15 protein-coding genes are annotated in these 14888 nt (G+C 68.9%); 2 read left to right on the forward strand and 13 right to left on the reverse strand.

The features are described from left to right. Positions 1 to 166 precede the first annotated feature (166 nt). Both AC1DXV_RS00700 and AC1DXV_RS00705 read right to left on the reverse strand, forming a co-directional pair. Positions 167 to 1690, reverse strand: a complete 1524-nt coding sequence (locus tag AC1DXV_RS00700) for a sensor histidine kinase (protein ID WP_477864998.1) — start codon at positions 1688 to 1690, stop codon at positions 167 to 169. After that, positions 1687 to 2400, reverse strand: a complete 714-nt coding sequence (locus AC1DXV_RS00705) for a response regulator (RefSeq protein WP_477864999.1) — start codon at positions 2398 to 2400, stop codon at positions 1687 to 1689. Before AC1DXV_RS00705 ends, AC1DXV_RS00700 begins: the two co-directional genes overlap by 4 nt. Before the next feature lie 154 nt (positions 2401 to 2554). Here AC1DXV_RS00705 and AC1DXV_RS00710 point away from each other — a divergent pair, with 154 nt between their 5' ends. Then, complete coding sequence (locus AC1DXV_RS00710) at positions 2555 to 3103, forward strand: RNA polymerase sigma factor (protein ID WP_477865000.1); 549 nt, start codon at positions 2555 to 2557, stop codon at positions 3101 to 3103. 117 nt (positions 3104 to 3220) lie between these two features. Continuing rightward, a complete protein-coding gene (locus AC1DXV_RS00715) occupies positions 3221 to 4159 on the forward strand; it encodes a CysB family HTH-type transcriptional regulator (RefSeq protein ID WP_477865001.1) in 939 nt (312 codons plus the stop codon). A gap of 89 nt (positions 4160 to 4248) precedes the next feature. On the opposite strand, the gene AC1DXV_RS00720 is transcribed toward AC1DXV_RS00715, so the two are convergent. From AC1DXV_RS00720 to AC1DXV_RS00770, 11 genes are all read right to left on the reverse strand, one after another. Next, positions 4249 to 5304 (reverse strand): sulfate/molybdate ABC transporter ATP-binding protein, encoded by a 1056-nt coding sequence (locus AC1DXV_RS00720; protein ID WP_477865511.1) that lies wholly within the window; start codon positions 5302 to 5304, stop codon positions 4249 to 4251. Positions 5305 to 5314: 10 nt separating this feature from the next. Next, the gene (gene cysW / locus AC1DXV_RS00725) at positions 5315 to 6217 is read right to left on the reverse strand and encodes a sulfate ABC transporter permease subunit CysW (protein WP_477865512.1); all 903 of its coding nucleotides are present in this window, start codon (positions 6215 to 6217) and stop codon (positions 5315 to 5317) included. Beyond that, positions 6214 to 7047, reverse strand: a complete 834-nt coding sequence (gene cysT, locus AC1DXV_RS00730; RefSeq protein ID WP_477865513.1) for a sulfate ABC transporter permease subunit CysT — start codon at positions 7045 to 7047, stop codon at positions 6214 to 6216. Before cysT ends, cysW begins: the two co-directional genes overlap by 4 nt. A gap of 9 nt (positions 7048 to 7056) precedes the next feature. After that, positions 7057 to 8085, reverse strand: a complete 1029-nt coding sequence (locus AC1DXV_RS00735) for a sulfate ABC transporter substrate-binding protein (protein WP_477865514.1) — start codon at positions 8083 to 8085, stop codon at positions 7057 to 7059. A 191-nt stretch (positions 8086 to 8276) separates the two neighbouring features. Beyond that, the gene (locus AC1DXV_RS00740; RefSeq protein WP_477865515.1) at positions 8277 to 9287 is read right to left on the reverse strand and encodes a sulfate ABC transporter substrate-binding protein; all 1011 of its coding nucleotides are present in this window, start codon (positions 9285 to 9287) and stop codon (positions 8277 to 8279) included. Between the two features lie 109 nt (positions 9288 to 9396). After that, positions 9397 to 9753 carry a thioredoxin family protein gene (locus AC1DXV_RS00745; protein ID WP_477865516.1) on the reverse strand — a complete coding sequence of 119 codons (357 nt, stop codon included), beginning with the start codon at positions 9751 to 9753 and terminating at the stop codon, positions 9397 to 9399. Positions 9754 to 9840: 87 nt separating this feature from the next. After that, positions 9841 to 10722 (reverse strand): ATP-binding cassette domain-containing protein, encoded by an 882-nt coding sequence (locus AC1DXV_RS00750; protein ID WP_477865517.1) that lies wholly within the window; start codon positions 10720 to 10722, stop codon positions 9841 to 9843. A 17-nt stretch (positions 10723 to 10739) separates the two neighbouring features. Continuing rightward, entirely contained in the window at positions 10740 to 11489 is a 750-nt protein-coding gene (gene ssuC, locus AC1DXV_RS00755; RefSeq protein ID WP_477865523.1) for an aliphatic sulfonate ABC transporter permease SsuC, read from the reverse strand. Between the two features lie 218 nt (positions 11490 to 11707). After that, on the reverse strand, positions 11708 to 12877 hold the full coding sequence (gene ssuD / locus AC1DXV_RS00760) for an FMNH2-dependent alkanesulfonate monooxygenase (RefSeq protein ID WP_477865518.1): 1170 nt from the start codon (positions 12875 to 12877) through the stop codon (positions 11708 to 11710). Next, positions 12874 to 13839 carry a sulfonate ABC transporter substrate-binding protein gene (locus AC1DXV_RS00765; RefSeq protein ID WP_477932110.1) on the reverse strand — a complete coding sequence of 322 codons (966 nt, stop codon included), beginning with the start codon at positions 13837 to 13839 and terminating at the stop codon, positions 12874 to 12876. The genes ssuD and AC1DXV_RS00765 overlap by 4 nt, the downstream gene beginning before the upstream one ends. Beyond that, positions 13836 to 14819 (reverse strand): sulfonate ABC transporter substrate-binding protein, encoded by a 984-nt coding sequence (locus AC1DXV_RS00770; protein WP_477865520.1) that lies wholly within the window; start codon positions 14817 to 14819, stop codon positions 13836 to 13838. The genes AC1DXV_RS00765 and AC1DXV_RS00770 overlap by 4 nt, the downstream gene beginning before the upstream one ends. Positions 14820 to 14888 lie beyond the last annotated feature (69 nt).

A 14888-nucleotide genomic window follows, 5' to 3' on the forward strand; every position in this document is an offset into this window, starting at 1 on the left:
GCCTGTCGGTGTGTCGCAGCCTTGAACGCGTGAATGACGCGACCCTGGATGCGTTGTGTCTGTCTCCTCAGTCCCCCGCCCAGCCGGTCATCCGGGGATGTCGGCCGCGAGTGGGCGGATTTTGGGAGCAGGCCTTCACGCACGCACTAGGTGTTTTCCTGCACCGTTACAGGGCAGCGCTGTCCCGCAGCAAGGGAATGCGCAGGGTCACGCGCGTGCCTGATGTGTTGATCTCGGCCGGGCTCTGCACCTCGACCTCGCCGCCATGCAGCTCCGTGATGCGCTTCACGATCGCGAGCCCGAGGCCCTTGCCGCCTTCGCCGGTGGCAGGCGCCACCTTGGTGCGCGCCTGGTAGAAGCGATCGAACAGATGCGGCAGGTCGATGGCCGGGATGCCGGGCCCGGTGTCGCTGACGCTGACCTCGGCCTGCGTGCCGACGCAGGCGGCCGCCAGCGTCACGCGGCAGCCGCGACCGCAGAACTTCAGCGCGTTGTCGACCAGGTTCGCGATCGCGCGCTCGAAGAGCTCGACGTCGACCTGGGCCGGCACCGGCGCCTCGCCGAGCTCGGCCCGCAGCTCGACGCCCGACTGCGCCGCGCGCTCGGCGAAGCGCATCTCGATGTCATTGAGCAGCTCGCGCAGGTCGACCTGCTCGGCGCGCAGCTGGAAGCTCGGCTCGTCGAGCGTCGCGAGGTCGCCGAGTGCCTTCACCAGGCGCGATGCATTGCGCGTGTTGCGCAGCGCCACCTCCACCAGCCGGCGGTCTTCGCTGCGCGCCGCATCGCCGGCCCAGCGCGCCTCCAGCGTCTCCAGGCAGGCATCGGTCGCGGTCAGCGGCGAGCGCAGGTCGTGCGACAGGTTGCTGACCGCCTCGCGCCGGAAATGATCGAGCCGGCTCAGCGCGTTCCACTGCCGCTGCAGCGTCGCGAGCATCGCGCCGAACGCACGCGTCAGCTGCCCGAACTCGTCGGCGGTGGCCGGCGGCAGCAGCGGCTGCGCATCGGCCGCGCCATGCTGCAGGCCTTTCTCGGACAGCATCGCGACCGCATCGGTCAGCCGCCGCAGCGGCCGCGTCACCGAGGCGATGACCATCGCCGCGAGCAGCGTGGTCAGCATCACGATGCCGGCGATCACGCCGAGCGCCGGCCGCGCGAGGCTCGCGCTCAGCACCTGCCAGCGGTCGGCCGGCAGGTCGGCCTTGTGCGCCACCAGGTACAGGTAGCCGGCGAGGTTGTCGCCGCTGCGGATCAGCGGGCGGCGGATCGGCCGCGCGGCGATCACCGCATCGGCGTCCATGCGCTCGGGGTCGTCGCCCATCACGTACGACGACGCCTGCGATGACACCGCCTGCCGCACCGGATCGATCGCGACGCGGAAGCCCGGCGCGAGCTTCGCCGAGCCGGTGCTCGCGAGCACGGTGCCCTGCACGTCGAGCAGGTAGAGCTGGGTGTCGGGCTCGAACAGCACCAGGTTCTTCAGGAAGCCGTCGAAGTCCTGCGGATGCCGTTCGCGCATCTCGAACAGGTTGTCGTACATCGCGACGACCCGGCCGAGGAACAGCGTCGCGCGCTGGTAGGTGGTCTCGTGCTCGAAGCGCTGGAACGCGAACGCGACGGTGGCGATCACCGCGAGCGCGGTGACCAGGCCGGTCGCGAGGATGGTCAGCGCGATCTTGAGGCGCACGCTCATGCTGGAGCGTCACGCATCTTGTAGCCGGCACCGCGCACCGTGAGGATCAGCTGCGGCCGCATCGGATCGGCCTCGAGCTTGGCGCGCAGCCGGTTGATGTGCGTGGTGACGGTGTGCTCGTAGCCGTCGTGCGTGTAGCCCCACACGGCGTTCAGCAGCTGCCCGCGCGAGAACACGTGCCCCGGGTGGCTCGCGAAGTGCAGCAGCAGGTCGAACTCGAGCGCGGTGAAGTCGATCTCGTCGCCGCGGTAGCGCACCTGGCGCCTGGTCGGCAGGATCTCCAGGTCGCCGTTGCGCAGCGTGCTGGCCTGCGCCTGCGCGCCGGCCTGCGCGGCGCGCAGCAGGTCGGCGCGGCGCAGCAGCGCCTTCACGCGCGCCAGCAGCTCGGCCAGCGAGAACGGCTTGGTCAGGTAGTCGTCGGCGCCCAGCTCCAGCCCGAGCACCCGGTCGAGCTCGGTCGCCTTGGCGGTGAGCATCAGGATCGGCGTGCTGCGGCCGCGCGCGCGCAGCGCCTTGCAGACCTCCAGGCCGTCCAGGCCCGGCATCATCAGGTCGAGGATCAGCAGGTCGCTCGCCTGCTCGTTCTGGCTGGCCAGCGCCGCGACGCCGTCGGCCACCGCAGTCACCGCATAACCCGAATTGCTGAGGTTCAGCACGATCAGATCGCGGATGTCGGTCTGGTCTTCGGCGACGAGGATGGTGGCGGGCATGGGGCGATTGTCGTGCGGGCCGGGAAGATTCTTACAGGGCGGGAGAACCGCATCCTGAGGCAAATGTGATCTTCCTGTGATGTGGGGCGAGGGGGGCGCGAGGTGCGCTGGCGACAGTCATGCCATCGACAACGCCCGTTCCCAGGAGCCCACCATGCAAGCCACCGCCGCCGCTTCCGCATCGACCGCCTTCATGCCGGCCGCCGTGTCCTGGCCCGAGGTGGTGGCGCACCGCGGCTACCTGGTGCGCTTCGCGCAGCGCAGGCTGCACGACCCGATGCTGGCCGAGGACGTGGTGCACGACGTGTTCGAGGCGGTGCTCAGCGGCCGCGCGAGCTTCGGCGGGCGCGCCGCGCTGCGCTCGTGGCTGACGGCGGTGCTGAAGAACAAGATCGTCGACCTGGTGCGCCAGCGCGCCGGCCATGACAGCCTGGATGCGCAGTGGCTGGACGACGACGGCGAGGCGGTCGGCGCCGCCGCGGTGGAGTGCCCGCAGCCGCGCCCGGACCAGGTCGCCGAGCAGCGCCAGCAGCTCGACCGGATGCTCGCGCGCATCGAGGCCCTGCCGACCGGGCTGCGCGACGTGATGCGGCTGCGCGTGCTGCACGACCAGCCGACCGAGCAGGTCTGCGCGGCGCTGTCGATCACCGAGGACAACCTGTTCGTGCGCCTGCACCGGGCCCGCAAGCAGCTGCTGTCGTGATCCCGACACGAATATGGTCATAAGCAAACGTTCGTTGTAGGCAGCGGGACTGCTCAGCAGAATCACGCACCTACTCATGCGCATGCCGCGGCCACCCCCGCGGCCGCGCCCACGCGAATGAATTTCCAGCAACTGCGGTCTGTCCGCGAGACCGTGCGCTGCGGCTTCAACCTGACCGAGGTTGCCGCGGTGCTCCACACGTCCCAGCCCGGCATCAGCCGGCAGATCCGCGAACTCGAGGACGAGCTCGGCATCGAGATCTTCGTGCGCGCCGGCAAGCGGCTCACCGGCCTCACGCCGCCCGGCGAGGCGGTGCTGCCGATCGTCGAGCGGCTGCTGCTGGATGCCGAGAACCTGCGCCGCGCCGGCGATGAGTTCAGCGCGCAGACCAGCGGCCGGCTGTCGATCGCCGCGACCCACTCGCAGGCCCGCTATGCGCTGCCGGCGGTCGTGCGCGATTTCCGCCAGCTGTACCCGCAGGTCACGCTGAACCTGCACCAGGGCTCGCCGAAGCAGGTGGCCGAGATGCTGCTGTCCGGCGAGGCCGACATCGGCATCGCGACCGAGGCGCTCGCCAGCTACGAGCAGCTGGTGGCGCTGCCCTGCTACCGCTGGACGCACAGCGTGGTGGTGCCGATCGGCCATGACCTGCTGAAGCAGGAGGGGCCGCTGACGCTGCAGCGCCTGGCGCGCTACCCGATCATCACCTACGACGTCGGCTACACCGGCCGCACCCACATCGACGAGGCCTTCGCCGCCGAGGGGCTGAAGCCGAGCGTGGTGCTGACCGCGATGGACGCCGACGTGATCAAGACCTATGCCGAACTCGGCATGGGGGTGGGGATCGTCGCGTCGATCGCGTTCGATCCGGAACGCGACCGGCAACTGCGCGCGATCGATGCGCGGGATCTGTTCGCGGTCAACCTGACGCGGCTCGCGGTGCGGCGTGGCACCTGGCTGCGCGGGTATGTCTACTCGTTCATCGAGGCGTTCGCACCGACGCTGACGCGCGAGACGGTGGAGCGGTCGTTGAACGGGGAAGCGGTCGAGGAGTAGCCAGGCTCGTTGACTGCGCTGGCTTCGACAGGCTCAGCCCGAACGGAGAAAACCGTTCGCCCTGAGCCTGTCGAAGCCCAGCGGAGTCCTCAGATCATCGCCGCGGGGTCCGGCAACTCGTCGCTCGCAAACCGCTGCACGCGCCGCGGCTTCAGGTGCACCTTCGAACCGGTCGCCAGCTGCAGCTTCTCGCGCAGGCCCTGGTACTCCGAACGCGGCAGCTCCACGTCGACATAGCTGCCGTCGTCTTCGCGCTTGAACTCCAGCCGCGTGTTCGGCCCGACCGTCAGCGCCTGCGACAGCGTCACTTCCAGCGTGCCGTCCTCGGCCGAACCGAGGATCTGCAGCTCATGCGGCCGCACGTAGCTCACGTCTTCGGCGGCCGTGCCCGCGCCGCTGCGCCCGAAGCGTCCGTGGAACAGGTTCACGTCGCCGAGGAACTGCAGCACGAACGGGCTGGCCGGGTGGTCGTACACCTCGTCCGGCGGGCCGTCCTGCTCGATGCGGCCCTGGTTCATCACGACGATGCGGTCGGCCACCTCCATCGCCTCTTCCTGGTCGTGCGTGACGAACACGCTGGTCACGTGCATCTCGTCGTGCAGCCGGCGCAACCAGCGGCGCAACTCCTTGCGCACCTTGGCGTCGAGCGCGCCGAACGGCTCGTCGAGCAGCAGCACCTTCGGCTCCACCGCCAGCGCGCGCGCGAGCGCGATGCGCTGGCGCTGGCCGCCGGACAGCTGGTGCGGGTAGCGGTCGGCGATCCAGTCGAGCTGCACCAGCTTCAGCAGGTCGAGCACCTTGGCCTTGATCGCGGCATCGCTCGGCCGCGTGGCCTTCGGCCGCACGCGCAGCCCGAACGCGACGTTCTCGAAGATCGTCATGTGGCCGAACAGCGCGTAGTGCTGGAACACGAAGCCGACCTGGCGCTCGCGCACGTCGGTGTTCGTCGCATCCTCGCCGTGGAACAGCACGGTGCCGCTGTCGGGCACTTCCAGCCCCGCGATGATGCGCAGCAGCGAGGTCTTGCCCGAGCCAGAGGGCCCGAGCAGCGCCACCAGTTCACCGGCCGGGATGTCCAGGTTCAGGTTGTCGCAGACGACGGTCTTGCCGAAGCTCTTCTTCAGGTTGCGGACTTCGATGCTCATTCTGGAAACCTCATTCCGAGCGGCCTTCGGCCGCCTTCTTCTGCGCGCGCACGCGGCGCTCGACCAGGTACTTCAACACCAGCGTCACCAGCGCCAGGCCGGCCAGCAGCGACGCGACCGCGAACGCCGCGGCGAACTGGTACTCGTTGTAGAGGATCTCGATGTGCAGCGGCATCGTGTTGGTCTGCCCGCGGATGTGGCCCGAGACGACGCTGACCGCACCGAACTCGCCCATCGCGCGCGCATTGCACAGGATCACGCCGTACAGCAGCGCCCACTTGACGTTCGGTAGCGTGATGCGCCGGAAGATCTGCCAGCCGTTGGCGCCCAGCACGCGGGCCGCCTCTTCCTGCTCGGTGCCCTGGGCCTGCATCAGCGGGATCAGCTCGCGCGCGACGAACGGGAAGGTCACGAACACGGTCGCGAGCACGATGCCCGGCACCGCGAAGATGACCTTCAGGTCGTGGTCGCGCAGCCACTCGCCCCACCAGCCCTGCAGGCCGAACAGCAGCACGTAGATCAGGCCCGAGATCACCGGGCTGACCGAGAACGGCAGGTCGATCAGCGTCAGCAGCACGTTCTTGCCGCGGAACTCGAACTTCGCGATGCACCAGGCGGCGGCGATGCCGAACACCAGGTTCATCGGCACCGAGATGGCCGCCGCGATGAAGGTCAGCTTGATCGCCGACAGCGCATCGGGGTCGGTGATGGCGGCGAAGTAGACGCCAACACCCTTCTTGAACGCCTCGGCGAACACGATCGCCAGCGGCACGAACAGGAACAGCGTCAGGAACGCGAGCGCGATGCCGATCAGCGTCCACTTGACCCACGCGGGTTCGGTGGTGGCTGATTGCAGGTGGCGCGGGGCCACGGCCGGGCTCGCGGCGTTGCGGGGAACGGTCACGGTGTTCATCGGCCTTGCCTCGCGCGGGTCCAGGCTTGCAGGCCATTGATCCCCAGCAGCAGCGCGAACGCACTGACCAGCATCACGACCGCGATCGCGGTGGCGCCGGTGTAGTCGTACTGCTCCAGCTTCGTGATGATCAAGAGCGGCGTGATCTCGCTGATCAGCGGCATGTTGCCGGCGATGAAGATCACCGAGCCGTATTCACCGAGCGCCCGCGCGAACGCGAGCGCGAAGCCGGTCAGCAAGGCCGGCGAGATGATCGGGAAGATCACCTTCGTGAAGGTCTGCAGCCGCGACGCGCCGAGCGTGGCCGCGGCCTCCTCGATCTCCTTGTGCAGGTCTTCCAGCACCGGCTGCAGCGTGCGCACGACGAAGGGCAGGCCGATGAAGGTGAGGGCCACGAACACGCCGAGCGGCGTGAAGCTGACCTTGAACGGCAGGTAGCGGCCGATCCAGCCGTTCTGCGCGTACAGCGCCGTCAGCGCGATGCCGGCCACCGCGGTCGGCAGCGCGAACGGCAGGTCGACCAGCGCATCGATCAGCCGCTTGAACGGGAACTCGTAGCGCACCAGCACCCACGCGACGACGAGCCCGAACACCGAGTTCATCAGCGCGGCGGCGAACGACGCGCCGAAGGTGAGCCGGTACGACGCGAGCACGCGCGGCGCGGTGACGGCGTCCCAGAACGCCGGCCAGGTCATCGTGGCCGTCTTCAGGAAGGCCGCCGACAGCGGCAGCAGCACGATGAAGCTCAGGTACAGCAGCGTGAAGCCGAGCGCCAGGTCGAAGCCCGGCAGCACGCTGTGCCGCTTCAGCAGGGTGCGGGTGAACAGCACGGAAGGCGCTTACTTCTTCGCGGCGGCGAGGATCTGGTCGTAGATCGCGCCGTCGTCGAAATGCTCCTTCTGCGCCTTGGTCCAGCCGCCGAAGACCTCATCGATCGTGAAGGTGTTGACCTTCGGGAAATCCTTCGCGTACTTGGCGAGGATGGTCGCGCTGCGCGGGCGCAGCTGGTGCTTGGCGGCGATCTCCTGCGCCTCGTCGGTCCACAGGAACTTCAGGTAGGCCTCGGCCTGCTTGCGCGTGCCCTTCTTGTCGGCCACCTTCTCGACCACCGCGACCGGGTTCTCGGCCAGGATCGTCGCCTTCGGGTAGACCACCTCGAAGTTGTCGCCGAACTCTTCCTTGATCAGGTTCACTTCGGATTCGAAGGTCGCGAGCGCATCGCCGATGTTGCGCTGCGCGAAGGTCGTCGTCGCGGCGCGGCCGCCACCGTCGAACACCGGCACGTTGGCGAAGATCTTCTGCACCAGCTCACGGGCCTGCGCCGGCGTGCCGCCCGCCTTGATCACCGAGCCCCAGGCGGCCACGTAGCTGTAGCGGCCGTTGCCGGTGATCTTCGGGTTCGGGATCACGACGCTGGTGCCCGGTTTCGCGAGGTCGCCCCAGTCCTTGATGCCCTTCGGGTTGCCCTTGCGCACCAGGATCACGGTGAGCGAGGTGGTCGGCGCCGCATTGTTCGGCAGGCGCCTGGCCCAGTCTTCCGGCAGCAGCTTGCCGCGGGTGGCCAGCACGTCGATGTCGCTCGACTGGTTCATTGTCACGACATCGGCCTCGAGGCCGTCGAGCACGGCGCGCGCCTGCTTGCTCGAGCCGCCGTGCGACTGGTTGATCGCCACGTCTTCGCCGGTCGCGGCCTTCCAGGACTTCTGGAACGCCGGGTTGATGTCCTTGAAGAACTCGCGGGCGACGTCGTAGCTGACGTTCAGCAGCGTCGGGCCGGCCGCATGGGCGGGCGCGAAGGCGAACAGCGCGGCGGCACCGATGGAGGACAGCAGGAGCGCGCGACGCGCAGCGGAAAGGCGTGAGGACATGGTGTTTCGGCCGCCAACGACGCAGCCCATGCAGATCGGAGCGGCGATGTTACGGACGGACACCGCAACAGCGAACGACTCAATCGGCGAATCCTTATGAGTTTTTTGCACAAGCGAGTTCGCGGCGGGACGCCGAAGCGCCCGCCGCGATCAATTGAAGCCCGCGCTTACTTGCGATTTAATGCTTCAGATCACTTCGAATAGATCTGGTCGAATACACCACCGTCGGCGAAGTGGGTCTTCTGGGCCTTGGTCCAGCCGCCGAACACCTCGTCGATGGTGAACAGGTTCAGCTTCGGGAACTGCTTCTCGTACTTGGCGGCGATCTTCGGGTCGATCGGGCGGTAGAAGTTGCGCGCCGCGATCTCCTGGCCTTCCGGTGTGTAGAGGTATTCGAGGTAGGCCTGGGCGACCTCGCGGGTGCCGCGCTTGTCGACCACCTTGTCGACCACCGACACCGGCGGCTCGGCCAGGATGCTGATCGGCGGGTAGACCACATCGAACTTGTCGGCGCCGAATTCCTTCAGCGACAGGTAGGCCTCGTTCTCCCAGGCCAGCAGCACGTCGCCGATGCCGCGCTCGGCGAAGGTCACGGTGGCGCCGCGCGCGCCCGAATCGAGCACCGGCACGTTCTTGTAGACCTTCGAGATGAACTCGCGGGCCTTGGCGTCGTTGCCGCCGTTGCGCTTCAGCTCGAAGCCATAGGCGGCCAGGTAGCCCCAACGCGCGCCGCCCGAGGTCTTCGGGTTCGCGGTGATCACCGAGACGCCCGGCTTGACGAGGTCGTCCCAGTTCCTGATGCCCTTCGGGTTGCCCTTGCGCACCAGGAAGATGTAGGTGGAGCTGTACGGCGTGCTGTTGTGCTGCAGGCGCTTCTGCCAGTCGGTGGGCAGCAGCTTGGCGCGTTCGGCGATCTCGTCGATGTCGTAGGCGAGGGCCAGCGTGACCACGTCGGCGTCGATGCCGTCGATCACCGAGCGTGCCTGCTTGCCCGAGCCGCCGTGCGAGGCCTTGATCGTCACGTTGTCGCCGGTCCTGGCCTTCCAGTACTTGCTGAAGGCGGCGTTGTATTCCTGGTAGAGCTCGCGCGTCGGGTCATAGGACACGTTGAGCAGCGTGATGTCCTTGGCGAGCGCGACGCCCGCCGTGGCGGCCAGTGCGAGGGAGAGCAGCGAGTGGCGGATGAAGCGAGCCGTCGTCATGAAATCGTCCTGGGTGGGCGGCCCGAAGCCGCGGGGAGGAGACGAATGGTAGGCAGCCGGCCTAACTCGCGGAACGAATCAAAACTTCCGTTCTTATGCGCTTTCTGGCTTAGGCGCTGTCGACTTGGAGGGCGCGGATCCGGGCCGGCATGCCTTCGAGTCCCATTTCGCGCACGCCGGGCAGGTTGCCCTCGGTGGCGCTCTGCACCAGGCGGGACAGCGTCTGCACATGCGGCAGCACGGTGCCGAAGAACAGCGGCCGGTCGCCGCGGGCGATCAGCAGCGTCGGGAAGTTCTCGACGTCGATCGGGCCGAGCACCTCGTCGTTGTCCTCGATGTCGACCCAGGCGAACTGCGCGTCGGGGTGCTCGGCGCGCAGGCTGTCGAACAGCGGCTCGTACTCGCGGCAGGTGCCGCACCAGGCGGCGCAGAGGCAGGCGATCAGCAGGGGTTCGGAGGCGGGCATGGCCGCCAGTGTGCCAAGAGTCGGATCAACCTGTAGCCCGGATGCCAATCCGGGATGTGTCGGACAAACCCCGGATTGGCATCCGGGCTACACGGAAAAGCGCCAGTCGGCGAAGGGCGGCAGCGTCTCGGGGGCGTCGCTTCCCGGCGTCTGCAACACCCGCTGCAGCACCCGTTCCTCCAGCGCCGCGAACGCCGCGTTGCCGCGCGATCGCGGACGCGGCAGCGCAATGCGCTCGTCCAGCGTCACGCGGTGGTCCTCGATCAGCAGCACCCGATCGGCCAGCGCGACCGCCTCGGACACATCGTGCGTCACCAGCAGCGCGGTGAAGCCGTGCCGCTTCCACAGCGATTCGATCAGCGATTGCATCTCGATGCGCGTCAGCGCATCCAGCGCGCCGAGCGGCTCGTCGAGCAGCAGCAGCCGCGGCGCGTGCACCAGCGCGCGGGCCAGCGCGACGCGTTGCCGCTGACCGCCCGACAGCACCGCCGGCCAGTCGTTCGCGCGATCGGCCAGGCCGACCTGCGCCAGCGCTTCCAGCGCGCGCTCGCGCCCATCGGCCGCATCCAGCCCGAGCGCGATGTTGTCGATCACGCGCTTCCACGGCAGCAGCCGCGCATCCTGGAACATGAAGCGCAGGTCGCTCCTGTGCTGCGCGAGCGGTGCGCCGTCGAGGCTCAGCGCACCGGCGCTCGCCTCTTCCAGCCCGGCCACCAGCCGCAGCAGCGTGCTCTTGCCGCAGCCGCTGCGCCCGACGATCGCGACGAACTCGCCCGGGTCGACGCGCAGGTCGATGCCGGACAGCACCTCGCGCTCGCCGAAGCGCTTCGACAGGCCGCTCACCTGCAGGCCGATGCCGGCCGGCGCGCTGCGGCGCGGCACCGCGGCGCTCGACTCGCGCAAGGTCGCGTCGCCGGCCGACTCGCCCGCAAACGCCATGCTCTGCAACTCGATCTGCGAGGGCAACATCGCCATCCTCTTGAACATCATTTCGCCACCTGATACGCCGGGTTCCAGCGCAGCCACCAGCGCTCCAATCCCTTGGCCAATACGTCGGCCAGCTTGCCGAGCAGCGCGTACAGCAGGATGCCGACCAGCACCACGTCGGTCTGCAGGAACTCGCGCGCGTTCATCGTCATGTAGCCGATGCCGGCCTGCGCCGAGATCGTCTCGGCGACGATCAGGATCACCCACATGAAGCCGAGCGAGAAACGCACGCCGACCAGGATCGACGGCAGCGCGCCCGGCAGGATCACGTGCCGGTACAGCGCCCAGCCCGACAACCCGTAGCTGCGCGCCATCTCGATCAACCCCTTGTCGACCGAGCGGATGCCGTGGAAGGTGTTGATGTAGACCGGGAAGAAGACGCCCAGCGACACCAGGAACAGCTTGGCCGACTCCTCGATGCCGAACCACAGGATCACCAGCGGGATCAGCGCCAGCGTCGGGATGTTGCGCACCATCTGCAGCGTCGAGTCGAGCAGCGTCTCGGCCGCGCGCCACGAGCCGGTCGCAAGCCCCAGCAGCAGGCCGAGCCCGCCGCCGATCGCGAAACCGGCCAGCGCCCGACCGGTGCTGGTGGCCACGTGCTGCGCCATCTCGCCGGACAGCAGCAGCGCCCAGAACGCCTTCACGACGGCCAGCGGCTCCGGCAGCACGCGCGTGGACAGCCAGCCGCTGCGCGACGACAGCTCCCACGCGAGCAGCACCGCGACCGGCAGCAGCCAGGGCAGCAGGCGCCGGCGCACGCCGTCGAAGGTCGCTCTAAACGGCGATCCGGATGTCCGTGACACGGTGCTGCGTCTCCGCATCAGGGTGGTGGGGTTCGATCAGTTCGAGGCGGTTGCCTCGCGCAGGCCGAGCGCGTCCTCGCAGAACGCGCGGGCCCGCACGGCGCCGCCAAGGGGAATGGGCAACTGCACGTGGTCGACGCTGCGGAAGTCGGGCATGGTGATCAGCTTTGCGAAACCTGGGGCACGTAGGTGTTGGCGACGACCTCGCCGAACGGGCCGGTGAGCACCTGGCCGGCCAGCCGTTCCCGCAGGTTCACCGGCAGCAGCGGGAACACCAGTTCGGCGAAGCGGTGCGCCTCTTCCAGGTGCGGGTAGCCGCTGAGGATGAAGTACTCCAGCCCGAGCGCCGCGTACTCCTGGATGCGGTCGGCCACCTGCTGCGGGTCGCCCACCAGCGCGGTGCCGGCCCCGCCGCGCACCAGGCCGACGCCGGCCCACAGGTTCGGCGCCACCTCGAGCCCCTCGCGCACGTTCTTCGGGTTGAACCTGCCCTTGTTCAGTTCGGCCATGCGGCGCTGGCCGACCGAATCCATCTGCGCGAACTTCTGCTGCGCACGCGCGACGGTCTCTTCGTCGAGGTGCGACACCAGTTCGGCCGCGGCGCGCCAGGCTTCGTCCTCGGTCTCGCGCACGATCACGTGCAGGCGGATGCCGAACTCCAGCGTGCGGCCGTGCTTCGCGGCGCGCTGGCGGATGTCGGCCACCTTGGTGGCGACGGCCGCCGGCGGTTCGCCCCAGGTCAGGTAGGTGTCCAGCTGCTGCGCGGCGAGCTCGTGCGCTTCGTCCGACGAACCGCCGAAGAAGATCGGCGGGTACGGCTTGTTGATCGGCGGATACAGCACCTTGCCGCCCTTCACGCGCAGGTGCTCGCCCTCGTGGTCGATCGCTTCGTTGTCGTGGCTCTTCGCGAGAACTTCACGCCAGATCGTCAGGAACTCGCGCGACAGCTCGTAGCGCTGCGCGTGCGGCAGGAACAGGCCGTCGCCCTCCAGTTCTTCGGCATCGCCGCCGGTCACCAGGTTGACCAGCAGGCGTCCGCCCGACAGGCGGTCGAAAGTCGCGGCCATGCGCGCCGACTGCACCGGCTGCACCAGCCCCGGCCGCAGCGCGACCAGGAACTTCAGGCGCCGCGTCGCGTCGATCAGGCTCGCGGCGAGCACCCACGAGTCTTCGCAGGAGCGGCCTGTCGGCAGCAGCACGCCTTCGTAGCCCAGGCTGTCGGCCGCGATCGCGACCTGCTTGAAATAGTCGAAGGTCGCGGCACGCGCGCCCTTGCTGGTGCCGAGGTAGCGCGAATCGCCGTGCGTGGGGATGAACCAGAGGATCTTCATAGGGACTTCGAAGTAGGGGACCAGACGATGTCGGCGACGCGCACCACCTGCGGGAGGAGGCCGAGCCGCGCGAACGCATCGGCCACGCGCTGCTGGTCGGCGACGATCGCCGGCGTCAGCGGTGCGGTCGGCGAGACCGGGCGGCGCGAGATGAACAAATGGGTGGTCGCGAGGCTCAGCCCGCTGAAATCGGAGATCAGCTGCGCCGCCTCCTTGCGGTGGGCCTGCACCCAGGCATCGGCGCGGCTCAGCTCGGCCAGCAGCGCCAGCACGGCCTGCGGGTGCTGCTCGGTGAGCGCGCGCGACGCGAGGTAGAACGAGTTGTTGCTCGACAGGTCGCGGCCGTTGGCCAGCACGCGCGGTTTCAGGTCGAGCTCGACGGCGGCGTAGTACGGGTCCCAGATCGCCCAGGCGTCGACGCTGCCGCGCTCGAACGCGGCGCGCGCGTCGGACGGCGCGAGGTACACCGGCTGGATGTCGGACCACTGCAGCCCGGCGCGGTCGACCGCGCGCACCAGCAGGTAGTGGGCGCTCGACCCCTTCTGCAGCGCGACCTTGCGGCCCTTCAGGTCGGCCAGCGTCTTCAGCGGCGCATCGGGCTTCACGAGAAGGGCCGACGACAGCGGCTTCGGCGGCTCGGCGCCGACGTAGCGCAGGTCCTTGCCGGCGGCCTGCGCGAACACCGGCGGCGTGTCGCCGGTCAGGCCGAACTCGAGGCTGCCGACGGCCAGCGCCTCCAGCAGCTGCGGCCCGGCCGGGAACTCGATCCACTTGACGGTGCTGGCCGGGAAACGCTTTTCCAGTGCGCCCTGCTGCTTCAGCACGACGAGGTTGACGGCTGCCTTCTGGAAGCCGATGCGCAGCTGCGCGGGTGCCGATTCAGCCGCATGCGCGAACCCCGGCAGCGACACCGCGGCCGCGCCGAGGCTCGCCTGCAGCAGTTCGCGTCGCGTGAAACTCATGGCGTGCTCGCGGTCTTCAGCGCCGTCGGCAGCGCATCGGAGATGCGGATCGCCTTCGGGATCAGCTTCAGTTCGAAGAACGCATCGGCGATCTTCTGCTGCTGCGCGGCCACGGTCGGCGTGATCGGCACGATGCCGTAGGCGAAGCGGCCGGCGGCGACTTCGGCCACGCCGATGTCGAGCCCGATCTGCGGCGCGAGGAAGGCGGCCACCTCGCGGCTGTTGCCCTCGGCCCAGCGGTCGAGCCGGGCGAGCTCTTCGACGATCGCGCGGATCACCTGCGGCTGCTTGTCGGCATAGGGCCGCGATGCGAGGTAGAACTGGTGGTTCGAGACCAGGCCACGGCCATCGGCGAGCACGCGCGCGCCGAGCTGCTTCTCGGCCGCGGCCAGGAACGGATCCCAGATGACCCAGGCGTCGACGCTGCCGCGCTCGAACGCGGCGCGCGCATCGGCCGGCGCGAGGAACACGGTCTGGATCTCGCCGTACTTGATGCCGGCCTTCTCGAGCGCCTTCACCAGCAGGTAATGGACGTTGGAGCCCTTGTTCAGCGCGACCTTCTTCCCCTTCAACCCGGCCACCGAGCGGATCGGCGACTCCTTCGCGACGACGATCGCCTCGCCGGCCGGTGCGGGTGGCTGGTTCGCGACGTAGACCAGGTCGGCGCCGGCCGCCTGCGCGAAGATCGGCGGTGCTTCGCCGACGGTGCCGAAATCGATCGAGCCGACGTTCAGGCCTTCGAGCAGCTGCGGGCCGGCCGGGAACTCGGTCCACTTGACGTCGACGCCCTGCGGCGCGAGGCGCTTCTCGAGGTCGCCACGCGCCTTCAGGATCGTCAGCGTGCCGTACTTCTGGTAGCCGATGCGCAGCTCGCTGCGGGTCTGCGCGAGGGCCGGGCCGGCGACGAGGCCGAGGGCCAGGGTCAGCACGAGGCCGAGGCGGCGGCGCGTCGAGAACAGCGAGTCGATCCGCAGGTTCATGGTGGTACTTCCGGAGGTGGACGAAGAAGGATAAAGACACCCCGGCCCCTTGCGGCGCCGGGGTGCCGA

This window comes from Rhizobacter sp. P3_C12, assembly GCF_056402735.1.